Source organism: Pseudomonas sp. WC2 (assembly GCF_050586545.1).
GTDB lineage: Bacteria > Pseudomonadota > Gammaproteobacteria > Pseudomonadales > Pseudomonadaceae > Aquipseudomonas.
This window is the reverse complement of the sequence record NZ_JBOBDR010000004.1, coordinates 40,748-56,411: the sequence shown is the minus strand read 5'-3', so window position 1 is coordinate 56,411 and position 15,664 is coordinate 40,748. Positions and strand designations below refer to the sequence as shown.

Sequence of the window (15,664 nt, the reverse complement as noted above, 5' to 3'; positions counted from 1 at the left end):
CGAGGAATTTAATCTGCCACAAAAACAAAACCCCCGGCCTGGGCCGGGGGTTCTGGTATCACTCGTCGAGGAAGGAGCGCAGATGCTCGCTTCGCGTCGGGTGGCGCAGCTTGCGCAACGCCTTGGCTTCGATCTGACGGATCCGCTCACGCGTTACGTCAAACTGTTTGCCCACTTCTTCGAGTGTGTGGTCGGTGTTCATGTCGATACCGAAACGCATGCGCAGTACTTTGGCTTCACGGGCAGTAAGGCCGGACAGCACTTCGCGAGTCGCTTCTTTAAGGCTCTCAACAGTGGCGACATCGATTGGCGACTGCATGGTCGAGTCTTCGATGAAGTCACCCAGATGGGAGTCTTCGTCATCACCGATCGGGGTTTCCATGGAGATCGGCTCTTTAGCGATCTTCAATACCTTGCGGATCTTGTCCTCAGGCATTTCCATGCGTTCGCCCAGCTCTTCCGGGGTCGGTTCGCGACCCATTTCCTGCAACATCTGCCGGGAAATACGGTTGAGCTTGTTGATCGTCTCGATCATGTGCACCGGAATACGGATGGTGCGGGCCTGGTCGGCGATCGAGCGAGTGATCGCCTGACGGATCCACCAGGTGGCATAAGTCGAGAACTTGTAACCACGACGGTATTCGAACTTGTCCACCGCTTTCATCAGACCGATGTTGCCTTCCTGGATCAGATCGAGGAATTGCAGGCCGCGGTTGGTGTACTTCTTGGCGATCGAGATCACCAGACGCAAGTTGGCTTCAACCATCTCTTTCTTCGCGCGGCGGGCCTTGGCCTCACCGATCGACATGCGACGGTTGATGTCCTTGATTTCTGCGATGGTCAGACCGGTCTCGGTTTCCAGCGCAATCAGCTTTTGCTGGCAACGGAGGATGTCCGGCTGCACGCGACCGATGGCTTCGGCGTACTTGCTCTTGCCTTTAGCGAGGGCGTCGGACCAGCTTTCGTCGACTTCGTTACCCGGGAACTGACGCAGGAAATCGGCGCGTGGCATACGTGCATCACGTACGCACAGTTGCATGATCGCGCGCTCTTGCTGACGCAGACGATCCAGAGCACCGCGAACACGCTCGACCAGGCCTTCGAATTGCTTCGGCACCAGTTTGATCGGCATGAACAGCTCGGCCAGTGCGAGCAACTCGGCAATCGCTGCCTTGTTGTTGCGACCGTGCTTTTTCAGGGCCTTGCGGGTGACTTCCATTTGATCAGCCACGGCGCCAAAGCGCTGGGCAGCGATGACCGGATCCGGACCGCTTTCGGCTTCTTCTTCGTCATCGGAAGATTCGGCTTCATCGTCGTCGGTTTCGTCGTCGGCTTTCGCCACTTTCGCTTCGACTGGCGGCGGCACTTCGGCAGGCGGCGCAATGCCGTCGTCCGGGTCGATATAACCGCTCAGGACGTCGGACAGGCGACCACCTTCGGTGGTGACGCGGGTGTACTCGGAGAGAATGTGGTCAACCGTGCCAGGGAAGTGCGCAATTGCGCTCATCACTTCACGGATGCCCTCTTCGATCCGCTTGGCGATTTCGATTTCGCCTTCACGAGTCAGAAGCTCGACCGTACCCATTTCACGCATGTACATGCGCACCGGGTCAGTGGTGCGACCGATATCGGTCTCCACCGCTGCCAACGCGGCGGCTGCTTCTTCCGCAGCGGCCTCGTCGGTATCGGCGTCGGCCAACATAAGGGCGTCCGCATCCGGAGCACTCTCGTGTACGGGGATCCCCATGTCGTTAATCATGCGGATGATGTCTTCCACCTGCTCTGGATCTGAAATATCCTCGGGCAGGTGGTCGTTGACCTCGGCGTAAGTCAGATACTTCTGCTCACGACCCAGTTTGATCAACTCAATAATACGAGACTGCTGTTGCGCTTTTCCGGACATAACACCCTATCCACTGAAGGTCTTGGCGGGCAAAAAACAAGCCGAGGATTATACCTGAGCTATGACCTCACGCGCCAGTTGAGGTCGGGTTTGATGCGGAAACATTGCGACTTAGAAGGTCGCGCAGTTGATTTTTCTCTTCAATACTCAGTTCGCTTTGACGGGCTTTCCTGAGTAACTGTTCAAGATTTCGCTCGCGTTGGCGGGCTGACAAGCTAGTAATGGTGTCGAAAAACTGTTGTTCAAGGTTATCTCCGTCAATCAGCCATTCCTTTTCTGCCAGTGCCTTGAGCAAGCGACCCTGTTCAGTGCCGTGCCATCGCGCGATCAACTGAAATGAGTTTAGCTTGGGATTCTTCTGTACGGCTTCGAGCAGCGCGACAAGCAACTGGGCGTTGGTCTGATTTTCGTCCGCGATGTGCCCGGCATCTTCGACGCGCTCGGCCAATTGCGGGTGATGGAGCAATGTGCGCAGGGCGGTCAGGGTCGGTGATTCGACGCCAATCGGCGTTCGTGGGCGTTGTTGTTCGCGATCACCGCCACGCTGGCCGTTTTTGTCCCAGGGTTTCTTGTCCCACTTCTTGCCGCCGGCGCCGGGTTTTTTTGGCGTCCATTCCTGCTGCGGCACATACATGTCCTGTGCCTGCGGCTGATGGTAGTCGCTGTAGTCCGGCATTGCGTCGTAATTGATGCCCGGATCGTAGGCGGGCGGCGCTTCCTGCGGCGCACTTTGCGCCAGCTGACTGACGGTTTCACTGCTCAGGCCGGTGATTTCGGTCAGGCGCTGACGCATCAGGATGCGCAGGTTGGCGCCCGGCACTTTGTCGATCAACGGTGCGGCGAGGGTGGCCATGTGCGCCTTGCCCTCGAGCGAGCGCGGGTCGGCTTCTTCGGTCAGTTGCTGGAAGAAATAATCGGCCAGCGGCTGCGCGTGCTGATTGATTCGGGCCTTGAAGGCGTCAGTGCCTTCCGCGCGCACCAGAGTGTCCGGGTCTTCGCCTTCGGGCAGAAACAGAAAGCGCGCACGACGCCCGTCCTGCAGGCTGGAAAGGGTTGCTTCCAGTGCGCGCCAGGCGGCGTTGCGGCCAGCCTGATCGCCGTCGAAACAGAACAGCACGTTAGGCACGACGCGGAACAGGCGCTTCAAGTGCTCTTCGCTGGTCGCGGTGCCCAGTGTCGCTACGGCATTCTTCAAGCCTTGCTGGGCAAGGGCGATGACGTCCATATAACCTTCGACGACGATAATTTCGTCGAGGTTGCGATTGTTCTTGCGCGCTTCATAGAGGCCGTAGAGTTCCTGGCCTTTATGGAAGACCGGGGTTTCCGGTGAGTTCAGGTATTTCGGCTTGTCGTCACCTAGCACGCGACCACCAAAAGCAATGATGCGCCCGCGGGTGTCGCGGATCGGGAACATCACGCGATCGCGGAAGCGGTCATAGCGTTTGCCGGTTTCGGCGTTCTCGATCAGCAGGCCGGCGTCGATCATGGCTTTTTGCTGAAGCGTGTCGCTGCTCAAGTGCTTGAACAGGTTGTCCCAGCCCGGCGGCGCGAAGCCGAGGCCGAAATCCCGGGCGATCTCGCCGGTCAGGCCGCGGCCCTTAAGGTAATCCACCGCCGCTTTGCGCGCTGGATGGCTCTTGAGGGCTTGCCGGTAAAAGTCGGCGGCGGCGGTGAGCAGCGGGTACAGCGGCGAATCGGTCGGTTGGCGCGGTTTGTGCGGCCGGCCGCTTTCTTCGCGAGGGATTTCCATGCCGGCGGCTTTGGCCAGATCCTCGACAGCCTGGGGGAAGTCCAGATTGTCGTGATCCATGAGAAAGCCGAGGGCATTACCGCCGGCGCCGCAGCCAAAGCAGTAATAAAACTGCTTGTCAGGGCTGACGCTGAATGACGGGGTTTTCTCTTTGTGAAACGGGCAACAGGCGGTGTAGTTCTTGCCGGCCTTCTTCAACTGCACGCGCGAACTGACCACGTCGACGATGTCGGTGCGGTTCAGCAGGTCGTCAATGAAGCTCTGGGGAATCAGCCCGGCCATGGCATTCTCGTCGTCTGCGCTGCAATAAGTCCGATGCGAAAGGCTGGTGGACGCGGGTCATTATAGGAAGCACGCAAAAGGTGCGGCTCGACCGGTGTCGTCTGCGTAATCGCTGTCGGGAAGTGTATCTGCCGAAAATCCACTGACGTTAGTGCTTATCAGTCTTCGACTATTTGAAAGTGTTGCGCTGAATCCGCTGGCGGCCGGTAAAGGGCCTCGGATAGCTCAATAAAGCGGGCACGCATGCAGGTGCCTTGGGCTGATCGTCGTAAGAGGAATCAGTGGGTGTGCTCGTCAGTAGCCTTGAAAGGCTCGTCAGAAAAGACGTGCACCGCTGGCAAAAGAGCCAGGTCTGACGTGTGAAGCAGATTCGTCTCGGTCGCGTGTGCGGCTTCGACGTTGAAGCATCAAGCGTTTTACGCAAATGCCATTAGCCCGGCTCAGAGCCGGGCTTAGGCAAGAAGCTTGCTACGAACGTCTGTGTATTAGTACAGACGAACGGCGCGGCGCTGTTCGCGCTGAACTTTCTTGGCGTGACGCTTAACAGCGGCTGCTGCTTTGCGCTTACGCTCAGAAGTTGGCTTCTCGTAAAATTCGCGGCTACGAACTTCAGCCAGTACACCGGCTTTTTCGCAGGAGCGCTTGAAACGACGCAGAGCTACGTCGAAGGGTTCGTTCTCTTTAACTTTGACGGCTGGCATCCAGAGCTACCTTCATTCATTACCGGGGTCAACATCCTCGCGGCAAAAGAGCACTTGAAGACGTCGGTTTTTAAGGGTTGCGGATGTTAACCCCTCATCGCTCGGAATGCAAAGCCTCTGATCGAAAACCGCTGGTCGGGGCATCACGCGGGGACTATTATGCGCGCCTTCGAATTCAGCCTAAACAAGGCGCAAACCCATGCTAGTACTGGGATTAGAAACCTCCTGCGACGAAACCGGCGTCGCATTATATGACAGTGAGCGCGGTCTGCTGGCCGACGCACTGTTCAGTCAGATTGACCTGCACCGCGCCTACGGCGGTGTGGTGCCGGAGCTCGCCTCGCGTGACCACGTCAAACGCATGCTGCCCTTGATTCGTCAGGTGTTGGCCGAGGCTGACTGCGTGCCGACCGAGATCGATGCGATCGCCTATACCGCGGGTCCTGGCCTGGTTGGCGCGCTGCTGGTCGGCGCTTCCTGCGCTCAGGCGCTGGCGTTTGCCTGGGGCATTCCGGCGCTCGGCGTGCACCACATGGAAGGGCATTTGCTCGCACCGATGCTGGAGCCAAAACCGCCGGAATTCCCGTTCGTCGCTTTGTTGGTCTCGGGCGGTCATACGCAGCTGGTTCAGGTCGATGGCATCGGTCAATACACCTTGCTCGGCGAGACGCTCGACGACGCTGCCGGCGAAGCATTCGACAAAACCGCGAAGATGATGGGCCTGAATTATCCTGGCGGGCCGGAAATCGCCAAGTTGGCGGAGAAGGGCGTTGCAGGACGTTTTACCTTTCCGCGTCCGATGTGCGATCGCCCGGGTCTGCAATTCAGTTTCAGTGGTCTGAAAACCTCCGCGCTCAACGCCTGGCAGCAGTGCGTCAGCGCCGGGGACGACAACGAGCAAGCCCGTTGCGACATCGCGCTGGCGTTCCAGCAGGCCGTGGTGGAGACTTTGACCATCAAGTGCAAGCGCGCCCTGAAACAGGCGGGCATGAAGCGTCTGGTGATCGCTGGCGGCGTCAGCGCCAACAAGGCTTTGCGCGTTTCGCTGGAGAAGATGCTCGGCGACATGAAGGGCGATGTGTTTTACGCCCGTCCCGAGTTCTGCACCGACAACGGCGCGATGATCGCGTTTGCCGGTTGCCAGCGTTTGCAGGCCGGCCAGCAGGAAAGTCTGGCAATCAGCGTTCAGGCGCGCTGGCCGATGGAGCAGTTGTCGGCGTTGTGATGAGTGGCGCTGGTGAGCGGTATTTAGAAATGCCGTTCGCGCCCGGCAAACAGGTCGCGTAGATTGCCGCGATGGCGCCAGACGATGAGCAAGGTCAGTGCGCTCATTGGCAGCAGCGCCTCCGGTTCCTGCCAGGCCAGTAATGGCAGGGTCAGCGGCGTGGCGATCAGCGCCGCCAGCGAGCTGGTGCGGGTCAGGTAGAACGTCAGCAGCCAGGCGCACACGGCCAGCAACGCGGCGGGCGGATACAGGCCCAGCAGCATGCCGGCGGCAGTGGCAACACCTTTGCCGCCACGGAAGCGAAAATACAGCGGGAACAGGTGACCGATCACGGCGCACACGCCGATCCACGCCTGATCTTGCAGCGAAAGGCCGACCGCCGAGGCAATCAGCACCGGCACCAAGCCTTTGCACAGATCACCCAACAGGGTCAGGATCGCCAGTTTGCGACCGGCCAGGCGCAGCATGTTGGTGGCGCCGGCATTGCCCGAGCCACTCATTCGCGGATCCGGATTTCCGGTCAGGCGGCTGAGCAAAATGGCGAAGGACAGCGAGCCGAGCAGGTAGGCGAGAGTCGCCAGTAACCAAAACATGCTAACTATTCCGGGCGAGGACGCCCTGATTCTAACGGCGCATTGCGCCCTTGTCGTGCAGCGGAGAGAAGTGCTTGGACAGAGTGTTTATCGAGGGCCTGGAAGTCGATACCGTGATCGGTGCCTACGACTGGGAGCGCGGCATCCGACAGTGCCTGCGCCTTGATCTGAGCTTCGCTTGGGACAATCGCCCGGCGGCGGCCGGTGACGACCTGAACCTGGCGCTCGATTACGCCAGTGTTTCCACGCGGATTCAGGCCTTTGCAGAGCAGGCGCAGTTTCAACTGGTCGAGACGTTCGCCGAGCGTCTGGTCGAAGTGCTGATGAGCGAATTCAAGATTACTTGGGTGCGCCTGAAGCTGACCAAGCCGGGCGCGGTGCCGGCTGCCAAGGGCGGCGTGGGTGTGGAGATCGAGCGCGGATGTCGCTGACTCAGGTCTTCCTCGGGCTCGGTAGCAATATCCAGCGCGAAACCCATTTGCGCGCAGGCCTCGATGCATTGGCGACGTTTCTGGTGGATATCCGCTGTTCGGCGGTGTTCGAGAGTCAGCCAGTGGGAATCAAGAGCGGGCCGTTCTTCAACTTTGTGGTGTCGGCGTTTACCGATCTGCCGCTAATTGAACTGGATCGTCGCTTGAAGTTTATTGAGGCGGATAACGGTCGCTACGCGCCGGATCGCAAGGGTTTGCCGCTGGATATCGACGTGCTGCTGTATGGCGATTTGGCGGGCAATTTTGACGGTCTGGTTTTGCCGCGGGCAGAGATTCTGAAAAACGCCTTTGTGCTGTGGCCGTTGTCGATGATTGCGCCGGATCGCGTGCATCCCGGCGTGGGAAAAAGCTTCGCGACGTTGTGGGCAGAGGCGCAGATTGATCAGGTGCTGGCGCCGGTTGGGTTTGAGTGGCGGGGGCAGCAGCTCACGCCTTCGGATTTGCGTTAAATCGACTGACGTTTTCGTGAGCAGGCTCGCTCCCACAGGGAAATGCATGCCAAAATGTGGGAGCGAGCCTGCTCGCGAAGCTTTTCAAGCGGACGCCGCGTCTTTGTAGGCTTTCAGTGCCTTCAGTCGCTCACGCTTCAGCGCTTCACCCAGCTCCGGCCCCTTGAATCCCTTCTCCAGCAACGGCTGCACCGCGACTTCCCGTGCAGCCTTTGCTGCGCCTCGCAGGTAATCCGCTTGTGGATAAGTTCTCTGCTCCAGCCCTTTGCGGCCTCGCGCATCCATCTCGCACGCGGCGATGAATTCTTCAAACCGCTGCGGGCGGCGATACACATCAAAACTCTGCAGCAACTCCAGCAATGTCGAAGCCTTCAGCTCCAGCGCCCGGTGCCCATGGGTGTGGTACTTGCCAACGAGCAGGGCTAATTCCTGGCAATCCTTCGGCGCCTTGAAGCGTTCGTTGACCGCTTTGATCAGCTTCAACCCGGTGTGCTCATGAGCGATATGCCGTGGCCATTCTTCTTCAGGCGTCAGGCCTTTGCCGAGGTCATGCAGCAGGCAGGCCCAGCGCACGGTCAGCGGTTGTTTGTGCAGGGCTGATTGCTCCAGCACGCTTAAGGTGTGCAGGCCGGTGTCGATTTCCGGGTGGTGCGCTTCGGGTTGCGGCACGCCAAACAGCGCGTCGACCTCTGGCATTAACACTTTCAGCGCGCCACAGTCGCGCAGCACCTGAATGAATACCTGCGGCTGATCTTCCAGCAGTGCGCGGGAAATTTCCTTCCAGCTGCGCTCAGCGGTCAATGCTTCCAGCTCGCCCGATTCGCTGAGTTGACGCATCAGTTCGAGGGTTTCCGGTGCCACGGTAAAACCCAGTCCCGCATACCGTGCGGCAAAGCGCGCTACACGCAATACCCGGAGAGGATCTTCGGCAAACGCCGGGGAAACGTGGCGCAGAATTCGATCCTCAAGATCGCGCTGGCCGTGATAGGGGTCAGTTAAATTCTGCTGATCATCCTCGGCCATGGCATTGATGGTCAGGTCGCGGCGAATCAGGTCCTCTTCAAGCGTAACGTCGGGGCTGGCGTGAAAGGTAAAGCCGCCATAGCCGCGACCGCTTTTGCGTTCGGTGCGAGCGAGGGCGTATTCCTCACCGCTTTTTGGGTGAAGAAATACTGGAAAGTCCGCACCCACCGGGCGGTAGCCCTTTTCGAGCATTTCCTCGGCCGTAGCACCGACTACGACCCAATCAATGTCGGTGACCGGCTTGCCCAGCAAGCGATCACGCACCGCACCGCCAACCTTGAAAATCTGCATAAAAAACCTCCGTTAGCCCGACAGGATAACCCTTGCGTCGGACTTTCGGAGGCCAGAACCGTTTCAAAGATGAATGACGGCGAGATCGAGCCGACCGTAATCCCCTTCGCTGTGTTCGCTGCGTGGTGGAACGTGATGGGTTTTCATGATCTGGTCGCCCTGCAGGGTTTCCAGGTGAATGTCGAAGCCCCACAAACGATGCAGGTGTTTGAGCACCTCTTCGGTGGAATCGCCCAGCGGTTTACGGTCATGTTGCTGGTGGCGCAGGGTCAACGAGCGGTCGCCACGCCGATCGATGCTGTAAATCTGCACGTTAGGTTCGCGGTTGCCGAGGTTGTACTGCGCGGCCAGGGTTTCGCGGATGATCCGATAACCGGGTTCGTCATGAATCGCTGGCACCAACAGGTCATCCTTCTGATCGTCATCCATGATGCTGAACAGTTTCAGATCGCGGATCACTTTCGGTGACAGGTATTGCAGGATGAAACTCTCATCCTTGAAGCTGCTCATGGCGAATTTGATGGTCGACAGCCAGTCGCTCCCGGCAATTTCCGGAAACCAGTGCCGATCTTCTTCGGTGGGTTCTTCACACATGCGCCGAATGTCGCGGTACATGGCAAAACCCAATGCATAGGGGTTAATGCCACTGTAGTAAGGGCTGTCGAAACCTGGCTGGAATACCACGCTGGTGTGCGACGTCAGGAACTCCATCATGAAGCCGTCGGTGACCAGGCCCTCGTCATACAGGTCGTTCATCAGCGTGTAGTGCCAGAACGTCGCCCAGCCTTCGTTCATCACTTGGGTTTGGCGCTGTGGATAAAAGTACTGAGCGATCTTGCGCACAATCCGCACGATCTCGCGTTGCCAGGGCTCCAGCAACGGTGCGTGCTTCTCGATGAAATAAAGGATGTTCTCCTGCGGCTCTGCGGGGAAGCGCGCGTTGTCCTTGTCGCTGTACTTGTCCGCGCCTTTGGGAATGGTGCGCCACAAATCGTTGATCTGTTTCTGCAGGTGTTCTTCGCGATCCTTTTGCCGGCGGCGTTCCTCCTCAGCGGAAATCGGGTAGGGCCGTTTGTAGCGGTCGACGCCGTAGTTCATCAGTGCATGGCAGGAGTCGAGCAAGTCTTCCACGGCATCGATGCCATGGCGCTCCTCGCATTGCATGATGTACTGCTTGGCGAACACCAGGTAATCGATGATCGAACTGGCATCGGTCCAGGTGCGAAACAGGTAATTGCCCTTGAAGAAGCTGTTGTGGCCATAGCACGCGTGCGCCACCACCAGCGCCTGCATGCAGATGGTGTTTTCTTCCATCAGATAGGCGATGCACGGGTCCGAGTTGATCACGATCTCGTACGCCAGGCCCATCTGCCCGCGACTGTAGGATTTTTCGGTGCTGAGGAAGTGTTTGCCGTAGGACCAATGGTGGTAGCCCAGCGGCATGCCCACCGAGGCATAGGCATCCATCATCTGCTCGGCGGTGATCACTTCAATCTGATTGGGATAGGTATCCAGCGCATAGCCGGCCGCGATACGGGCGATTTCGCGGTCGTAGGTCTGGATCAGCTCGAACGTCCATTCGGAGCCGGTGGAAATGGGTTGGCGCTTCTGCTCTTTGGCGGTCATGTCACTAACCTGCGCTGGAAGAGTTCACGGAAGACCGGATAGATATCCCCGGCCGAGACCAGTTGCTGCTGGGCAAAAGTGTCAGAAAAGGCGTCGGCGATGCGTTCGTATTCATACCACAAGGCCTGATGTTCGCGCGGGGTGATCTCCACGTAAGTGTAGTACTGCACAAACGGCATGATCTGGTTGATCAGAATGTCACGGCAGATCGGCGAGTCGTCATTCCAGTTGTCACCGTCGGAAGCCTGGGCCGCGTAGATGTTCCACTCATTGCTTGGATAACGCTCGGCCATGATCTCCTGCATCAGTTTCAACGCGCTGGAGACGATGGTGCCGCCGGTTTCCCGCGAATAGAAAAACTCCTCTTCATCGACTTCTCGCGCACTGGTGTGGTGGCGGATGAACACCACGTCGATCTTGTCGTAGTTCCGTTTCAGGAACAGGTACAGCAGGATGAAAAAGCGTTTGGCGATGTCCTTGGTCGCTTGGGTCATGGAGCCGGAAACGTCCATCAGGCAGAACATCACGGCTTTCGAGCTTGGGTTCGGCTGTTTGATCAGCAAGTTGTACTTCAAGTCGAACGTATCGAGGAACGGCACACGATGGATACGTGCGCTGAGTTTTTCGATTTCCGCCTCGAGTTCCTGAATATCGCCGAAGTTGTCCGGTTCTTCGCGTTTCAGCCGCTCAAGTTCTTCTTTGGCTTCGCGCAGTTTCGCCCGGCTGCTGCCCGACAAAGCAATGCGCCGCGCGTGAGCTGAACGCAGGGTGCGGATGATGTTGATCCGAGAGGGGTTGCCTTCGTTACTGATCCCCGCGCGCACGGTTTTGAAGGTGTCGGTGCCGCTAAGGTTGCGTTTGACCAGGTTCGGCAGCTCGAGGTCTTCGAACATGAACTCGAGAAATTCTTCCTGGGTGATCTGAAAGACGAACTCGTCCATGCCCTCGCCGGAATTGCCGGCCTTGCCCGGACCGCGTCCGCCGCCACCACCCGGCGGCCTGGCGATATGTTCGCCGGCAGTGAACTCCTTGTTGCCGGGATGAACCACGGTCTGCTTGCCGCCGCGGCCGTGGTGAAGCACCGGTTCGTCGATGTCGCGACCGGGAATACTGATCTGTTCGCCGTGTTCCATATCGGTGATGGAACGCCGGCTGACCGCCTCTTCGACAGCCTTTTTGATGTGATCACGGTAACGCCGCAAAAAGCGCTGGCGGTTTACCGTGCTCTTGTTCTTGCCATTCAGACGTCGGTCGATCACATAACTCATAGGAAGCCCTCCGGGCAGCTTCAAGTTGTGAGCTTCAAGCTGCAAGTAAAAGCAGGTTCCCGGGCATCTCTGGGTTACGCGCTTTGTTCTTGCAGCTTGTAGCTAGAAGCTTGCAGCTGCTTCACTGCGACTTCCGTACCCGCAGGTACCATTCGGAAAGAAGCCGTACCTGTTTGTCGGTGTAGCCGCGCTCGACCATTCGAGTGACGAAGTCGTTGTGCTTCTGTTGATCCTCCTTGCTGGCCTTGGCGTTGAAGCTGATGACCGGCAGCAGATCCTCAGTGTTCGAGAACATTTTCTTCTCGATGACCACCCGGAGTTTTTCGTAGCTGAGCCAGGTCGGGTTCTTGCCGTTGTTGTTGGCCCGGGCGCGCAGCACGAAGTTGACGATTTCGTTGCGGAAATCCTTCGGATTGCTGATGCCCGCCGGTTTTTCGATTTTCTCCAGTTCTTCGTTGAGCGCTACGCGGTTGAGAATCTCACCGGTTTCCGGATCGCGGTATTCCTGATCCTGAATCCAGAAGTCTGCGTACAGCACGTAGCGGTCGAAGATGTTCTGGCCGTACTCGCTGTAAGACTCGAGGTAGGCGGTCTGGATCTCTTTGCCGATGAATTCGATATAACGCGGAGCCAGGTACTCTTTCAGGTAGCGCAGATAGCGCTCGCGGGTTTCGGCCTGAAATTGTTCCTGTTCGATCTGCTGTTCCAGCACATAGAGCAGGTGTACCGGGTTGGCGGCGATTTCGTGCGGATCGAAGTTGAAGACCTTGGACAGGATCTTGAACGCGAAGCGGGTCGACAGACCGTTCATGCCCTCGTCGACGCCCGCCGAATCGCGGTATTCCTGGATCGACTTGGCCTTCGGATCGGTGTCTTTGAGGTTTTCGCCGTCGTAGACACGCATCTTCGAGTAAATGTTGGAGTTTTCCGGCTCCTTGAGACGCGATAGCACAGTGAACTGCGCGAGCATCTTCAGGGTGTCAGGCGCGCAATGGGCTTTGGCCAGAGAACTGTTGAACAGCAGTTTGTCGTAGATCTTCACTTCGTCGCTGACGCGCAGGCAATACGGCACTTTGACGATGTAGATCCGGTCGATGAACGCTTCGTTATTCTTGTTGTTACGGAAGGTGTGCCACTCCGATTCGTTGGAGTGGGCGAGCAGGATCCCGGTAAACGGAATCGCGCCGAGACCTTCGGTACTGTTGTAGTTGCCTTCCTGAGTCGCGGTCAGCAATGGGTGCAGCACCTTGATCGGTGCCTTGAACATTTCGACGAATTCCATCAGGCCTTGGTTGGCCCGGCACAGCGCACCGGAGTAGCTGTAAGCGTCGGCGTCGTTCTGTGGGTATTCCTCGAGTTTGCGAATGTCGACTTTACCGACCAGCGCGGAGATGTCCTGATTGTTCTCGTCGCCCGGCTCGGTCTTGGCCACGGCGATCTGATTGAGGATCGAAGGGTAAAGCTTGACCACGCGGAACTGGCTGATGTCGCCGCCGAATTCGGCCAGACGTTTGGTCGCCCATGGCGACATGATGGTGTTCAGGTAGCGCCGTGGGATGCCGAAGTCTTCTTCGAGGATCGCGCCATCTTCGGTGGCGTTGAACAGACCCAGCGGCGATTCGAATACGGGTGAGCCCTTGATCGCGTAGAAGGGCACTTTCTCGATCAGCTGTTTCAGCTTCTCGGCCAGGGACGATTTACCGCCACCGACGGGGCCGAGCAGGTAAAGGATTTGTTTCTTCTCTTCCAGGCCTTGGGCAGCATGGCGGAAATACGAAACGATCTGGTCGATGCATTCTTCCATCCCGTGGAAGTCTTCAAAGGCCGGATAGCGACGGATCACCTTGTTGGAGAAGATGCGTGACAGCCTCGAATTGGTCGAGGTGTCGAGCAGTTCCGGTTCGCCGATGGCCAGCAATAGACGCTCGGCGGCGGAAACGTAGGCGCTACGGTCTTGCTTGCACAGCTCCAGGTACTCTTGCAGCGAGAGTTCTTCCTGGCGTGTGGACTCGAAGCGTTGTTGGAAGTGGCTAAAGATACTCATGACGTCACCTCGCTCGATACGTGGAGCCGACGCCGGATCACTCAGTCGATGCTGGCAAACAACCGTTTTGGCAGCTGTTTGTTTACCCCCCAGAACACTTCCACGATCGACAATCGCGAAAGTCACTCCCGATGACCCGTGCGCCGGTGTACCGGCTCTCCCCTGTTTTGGATGGCCTGGGCTTAAGGATAGTTGGGAATTCAGGAGGTAAAGGCGAGATACGTAATTAGTTGTGGCAAGACCGTTCGTCTGCCCGCGCAGGCCCACGGCAGCCGGGGCCTGCGCGTGACAAAAAAATTATTCGGCAGTGCCTTGCGCGGTTTCTGCAGGATAAGTCGTCCGCCACAACTCGAAGCCGCCGTCCATGCTGTAGACGTCGGAGAAGCCTTGGCTGATCAGGTACGCTGCTGCGCCCTGACTGGAATTGCCGTGGTAGCAGACGACCACGGTCGGCGCATCGAGGTCAGCGCCCTGGATGAAGGCGTGCAGCGAATGATTGTCCAGATGCTTCGAGCCGCTGATGTGCAGGGCGGCGAAAGTCGCTGGGTCGCGCACGTCGACAACGACAGCACCTTGTTCACGCAGGGCCTGGGCCTGTTCCGGGGGGATTCGTTTGAATTCGCTCATGGCGGGTTCCTGTTGCTCGGCTGAAAGCGCAGTCTAACGCGGCGCGCTGACTGGCGAAGTTTCGGGGATAAGTGGTGCGACGGTTGAGGCGAGTCCACCGTGTTCGTCGCATTTGCAGGACAGGCGTTCGCCGCTGTCGACGTTCATCAGGGTCAGGCTACCGCCCCAGACACAGCCGGTGTCCAGTGCCGAGATGCCCGGCTCATGGATGTTGCCTTCCAGTGCCGCCCAGTGACCAAAGATGATGCGCAGGCCTTTGGTCTTGCGCTCCTTGTGCTGAAACCAGGGTTTGTAACCGGCTGGAGCGTTGTCCAGGCCTTCCTTGCTCTTGAGGTCGAGCTTGCCCTCGGCAGTGCAGAAGCGCATGCGCGTGAAATAGTTGGTGATGACGCGCAAGCGGGTCACGCCTTTGAGATCGTTGTCCCATTTCGCCGGATCATTGCCGTACATGCCGTCGAGGTAGGCGGGGAACAGATTGTCGTCACGCAGGGCGGTTTCGACTTCGGCAGCGCACTTCAGCGCGCGGCTCAGCGACCATTGCGGCGGGATGCCGGCATGCACCATGGCGACATCACGGGTCTCGTCGTAATGCATCAGCTTTTGCTGGCGTACCCATTCGAGCAGCTCGGCGCTGTCCGGTGCCTCGAGGATCTCGCGCAAGGTGTCCGACTTTTTCAGGCGCTCGATATTTTTTGCCGCCGCCAGCAGGTGCAGATCATGGTTGCCGAGCACGCAGACCAGCGATTCACGCATGCCGTACAGAAAACGCAGGGTTTCCAGTGATTGCGGGCCACGGTTGACCAGATCACCGACCAGCCACAGTCGATCGAGCTTGGGGTCGAACGCCACTTGCTTGAGCAGGCATTTCAGCGGCTCGAGGCAGCCTTGCAGGTCGCCGACGGCATACGTCGCCATCAGTGCAAGGCTCCGGGGACGGCGAGGCGGAATGGCTTGATGATGGCATCGAAATGTTTGCCGTCGTCGGCGACCATTTCGTACGTGCCCTGCATGGTGCCGACCTTGGTGGTCATGACCGTGCCGCTGCTGTAAGTGTGGCTCTGTCCGGCATTGATCAGCGGTTGCTGACCCACCACGCCAGCGCCGCGGACTTCTTCGACATGGCCGTCACCGTCGGTGATCACCCAGTGCCGCGACAGCAGCTTGGCCGGGATCGCGCCATTGTTCTGCACGGTGATGGTGTAGGCGAAGGCAAAGCGGTCGTGCTCGGGTTGCGATTGGTCTGCCAGATAGCGGGTAACGACACTGACATCGACCTGGTAACGGGAATCGGACATGCAAGAGGCCTTAAACGAAGCGGAACGCGGGGCGTAGCTGATGGGGAATCAGTCTAGGCAAGTATCGGGCAGTAAACCAGAGTGGCGTCCTGCCCG

14 protein-coding genes are annotated in these 15,664 nt (G+C 58.4%); 3 read left to right on the top strand and 11 right to left on the bottom strand.

Annotation, left to right across the window (positions count from 1 at the left end; genetic code table 11):
• Window positions 1–58: 58 nt before the first annotated feature.
• The 3 genes from rpoD to rpsU all read right to left on the bottom strand — a co-directional run bounded on the left by rpoD (window position 59) and on the right by rpsU (window position 4,636).
• Window positions 59–1,903 carry an RNA polymerase sigma factor RpoD gene (gene rpoD / locus ACQ4OE_RS05935; RefSeq protein ID WP_122594806.1) on the bottom strand — a complete coding sequence of 615 codons (1,845 nt, stop codon included), beginning with the start codon at window positions 1,901–1,903 and terminating at the stop codon, window positions 59–61.
• A 67-nt stretch (window positions 1,904–1,970) separates the two neighbouring features.
• On the bottom strand, window positions 1,971–3,935 hold the full coding sequence (gene dnaG, locus ACQ4OE_RS05930; RefSeq protein ID WP_122594807.1) for a DNA primase: 1,965 nt from the start codon (window positions 3,933–3,935) through the stop codon (window positions 1,971–1,973).
• A gap of 485 nt (window positions 3,936–4,420) precedes the next feature.
• Entirely contained in the window at window positions 4,421–4,636 is a 216-nt protein-coding gene (rpsU, locus tag ACQ4OE_RS05925; protein WP_002551877.1) for a 30S ribosomal protein S21, read from the bottom strand.
• A gap of 199 nt (window positions 4,637–4,835) precedes the next feature.
• On the opposite strand from rpsU, the gene tsaD reads away from it, so the two are divergent.
• Window positions 4,836–5,861: a tRNA (adenosine(37)-N6)-threonylcarbamoyltransferase complex transferase subunit TsaD gene (tsaD, locus tag ACQ4OE_RS05920; protein WP_008085183.1), complete on the top strand. Its 1,026-nt coding sequence runs from the start codon at window positions 4,836–4,838 to the stop codon at window positions 5,859–5,861.
• Between the two features lie 23 nt (window positions 5,862–5,884).
• On the opposite strand, the gene plsY is transcribed toward tsaD, so the two are convergent.
• Window positions 5,885–6,454, bottom strand: coding sequence for a glycerol-3-phosphate 1-O-acyltransferase PlsY (plsY, locus tag ACQ4OE_RS05915; RefSeq protein ID WP_064390790.1), 570 nt, complete (start codon window positions 6,452–6,454; stop codon window positions 5,885–5,887).
• 74 nt (window positions 6,455–6,528) lie between these two features.
• Here plsY and folB point away from each other — a divergent pair, with 74 nt between their 5' ends.
• Window positions 6,529–6,885 (top strand): dihydroneopterin aldolase, encoded by a 357-nt coding sequence (gene folB, locus ACQ4OE_RS05910; RefSeq protein ID WP_430946080.1) that lies wholly within the window; start codon window positions 6,529–6,531, stop codon window positions 6,883–6,885.
• Window positions 6,876–7,394 carry a 2-amino-4-hydroxy-6-hydroxymethyldihydropteridine diphosphokinase gene (folK, locus tag ACQ4OE_RS05905; protein WP_430946079.1) on the top strand — a complete coding sequence of 173 codons (519 nt, stop codon included), beginning with the start codon at window positions 6,876–6,878 and terminating at the stop codon, window positions 7,392–7,394. Before folB ends, folK begins: the two co-directional genes overlap by 10 nt.
• A gap of 84 nt (window positions 7,395–7,478) precedes the next feature.
• Here the strand turns inward: folK and ACQ4OE_RS05900 are convergent, their stop codons facing one another.
• From ACQ4OE_RS05900 to apaG, 7 genes are all read right to left on the bottom strand, one after another.
• Window positions 7,479–8,708, bottom strand: coding sequence for a multifunctional CCA addition/repair protein (locus ACQ4OE_RS05900; protein ID WP_430946078.1), 1,230 nt, complete (start codon window positions 8,706–8,708; stop codon window positions 7,479–7,481).
• Window positions 8,709–8,771: 63 nt separating this feature from the next.
• Window positions 8,772–10,334, bottom strand: a complete 1,563-nt coding sequence (locus ACQ4OE_RS05895; RefSeq protein ID WP_122594813.1) for a SpoVR family protein — start codon at window positions 10,332–10,334, stop codon at window positions 8,772–8,774.
• Window positions 10,331–11,602, bottom strand: coding sequence for a YeaH/YhbH family protein (locus tag ACQ4OE_RS05890; RefSeq protein ID WP_008085192.1), 1,272 nt, complete (start codon window positions 11,600–11,602; stop codon window positions 10,331–10,333). The genes ACQ4OE_RS05895 and ACQ4OE_RS05890 overlap by 4 nt, the downstream gene beginning before the upstream one ends.
• A 121-nt stretch (window positions 11,603–11,723) precedes the next feature.
• A complete protein-coding gene (locus tag ACQ4OE_RS05885; RefSeq protein WP_122594815.1) occupies window positions 11,724–13,646 on the bottom strand; it encodes a PrkA family serine protein kinase in 1,923 nt (640 codons plus the stop codon).
• A gap of 297 nt (window positions 13,647–13,943) precedes the next feature.
• Entirely contained in the window at window positions 13,944–14,273 is a 330-nt protein-coding gene (gene glpE, locus ACQ4OE_RS05880; RefSeq protein WP_016983139.1) for a thiosulfate sulfurtransferase GlpE, read from the bottom strand.
• Between the two features lie 33 nt (window positions 14,274–14,306).
• A complete protein-coding gene (locus ACQ4OE_RS05875) occupies window positions 14,307–15,188 on the bottom strand; it encodes a symmetrical bis(5'-nucleosyl)-tetraphosphatase (protein ID WP_430946077.1) in 882 nt (293 codons plus the stop codon).
• Window positions 15,188–15,568, bottom strand: a complete 381-nt coding sequence (apaG, locus tag ACQ4OE_RS05870) for a Co2+/Mg2+ efflux protein ApaG (protein WP_016983136.1) — start codon at window positions 15,566–15,568, stop codon at window positions 15,188–15,190. The genes ACQ4OE_RS05875 and apaG overlap by 1 nt, the downstream gene beginning before the upstream one ends.
• Window positions 15,569–15,664: the final 96 nt, after the last annotated feature.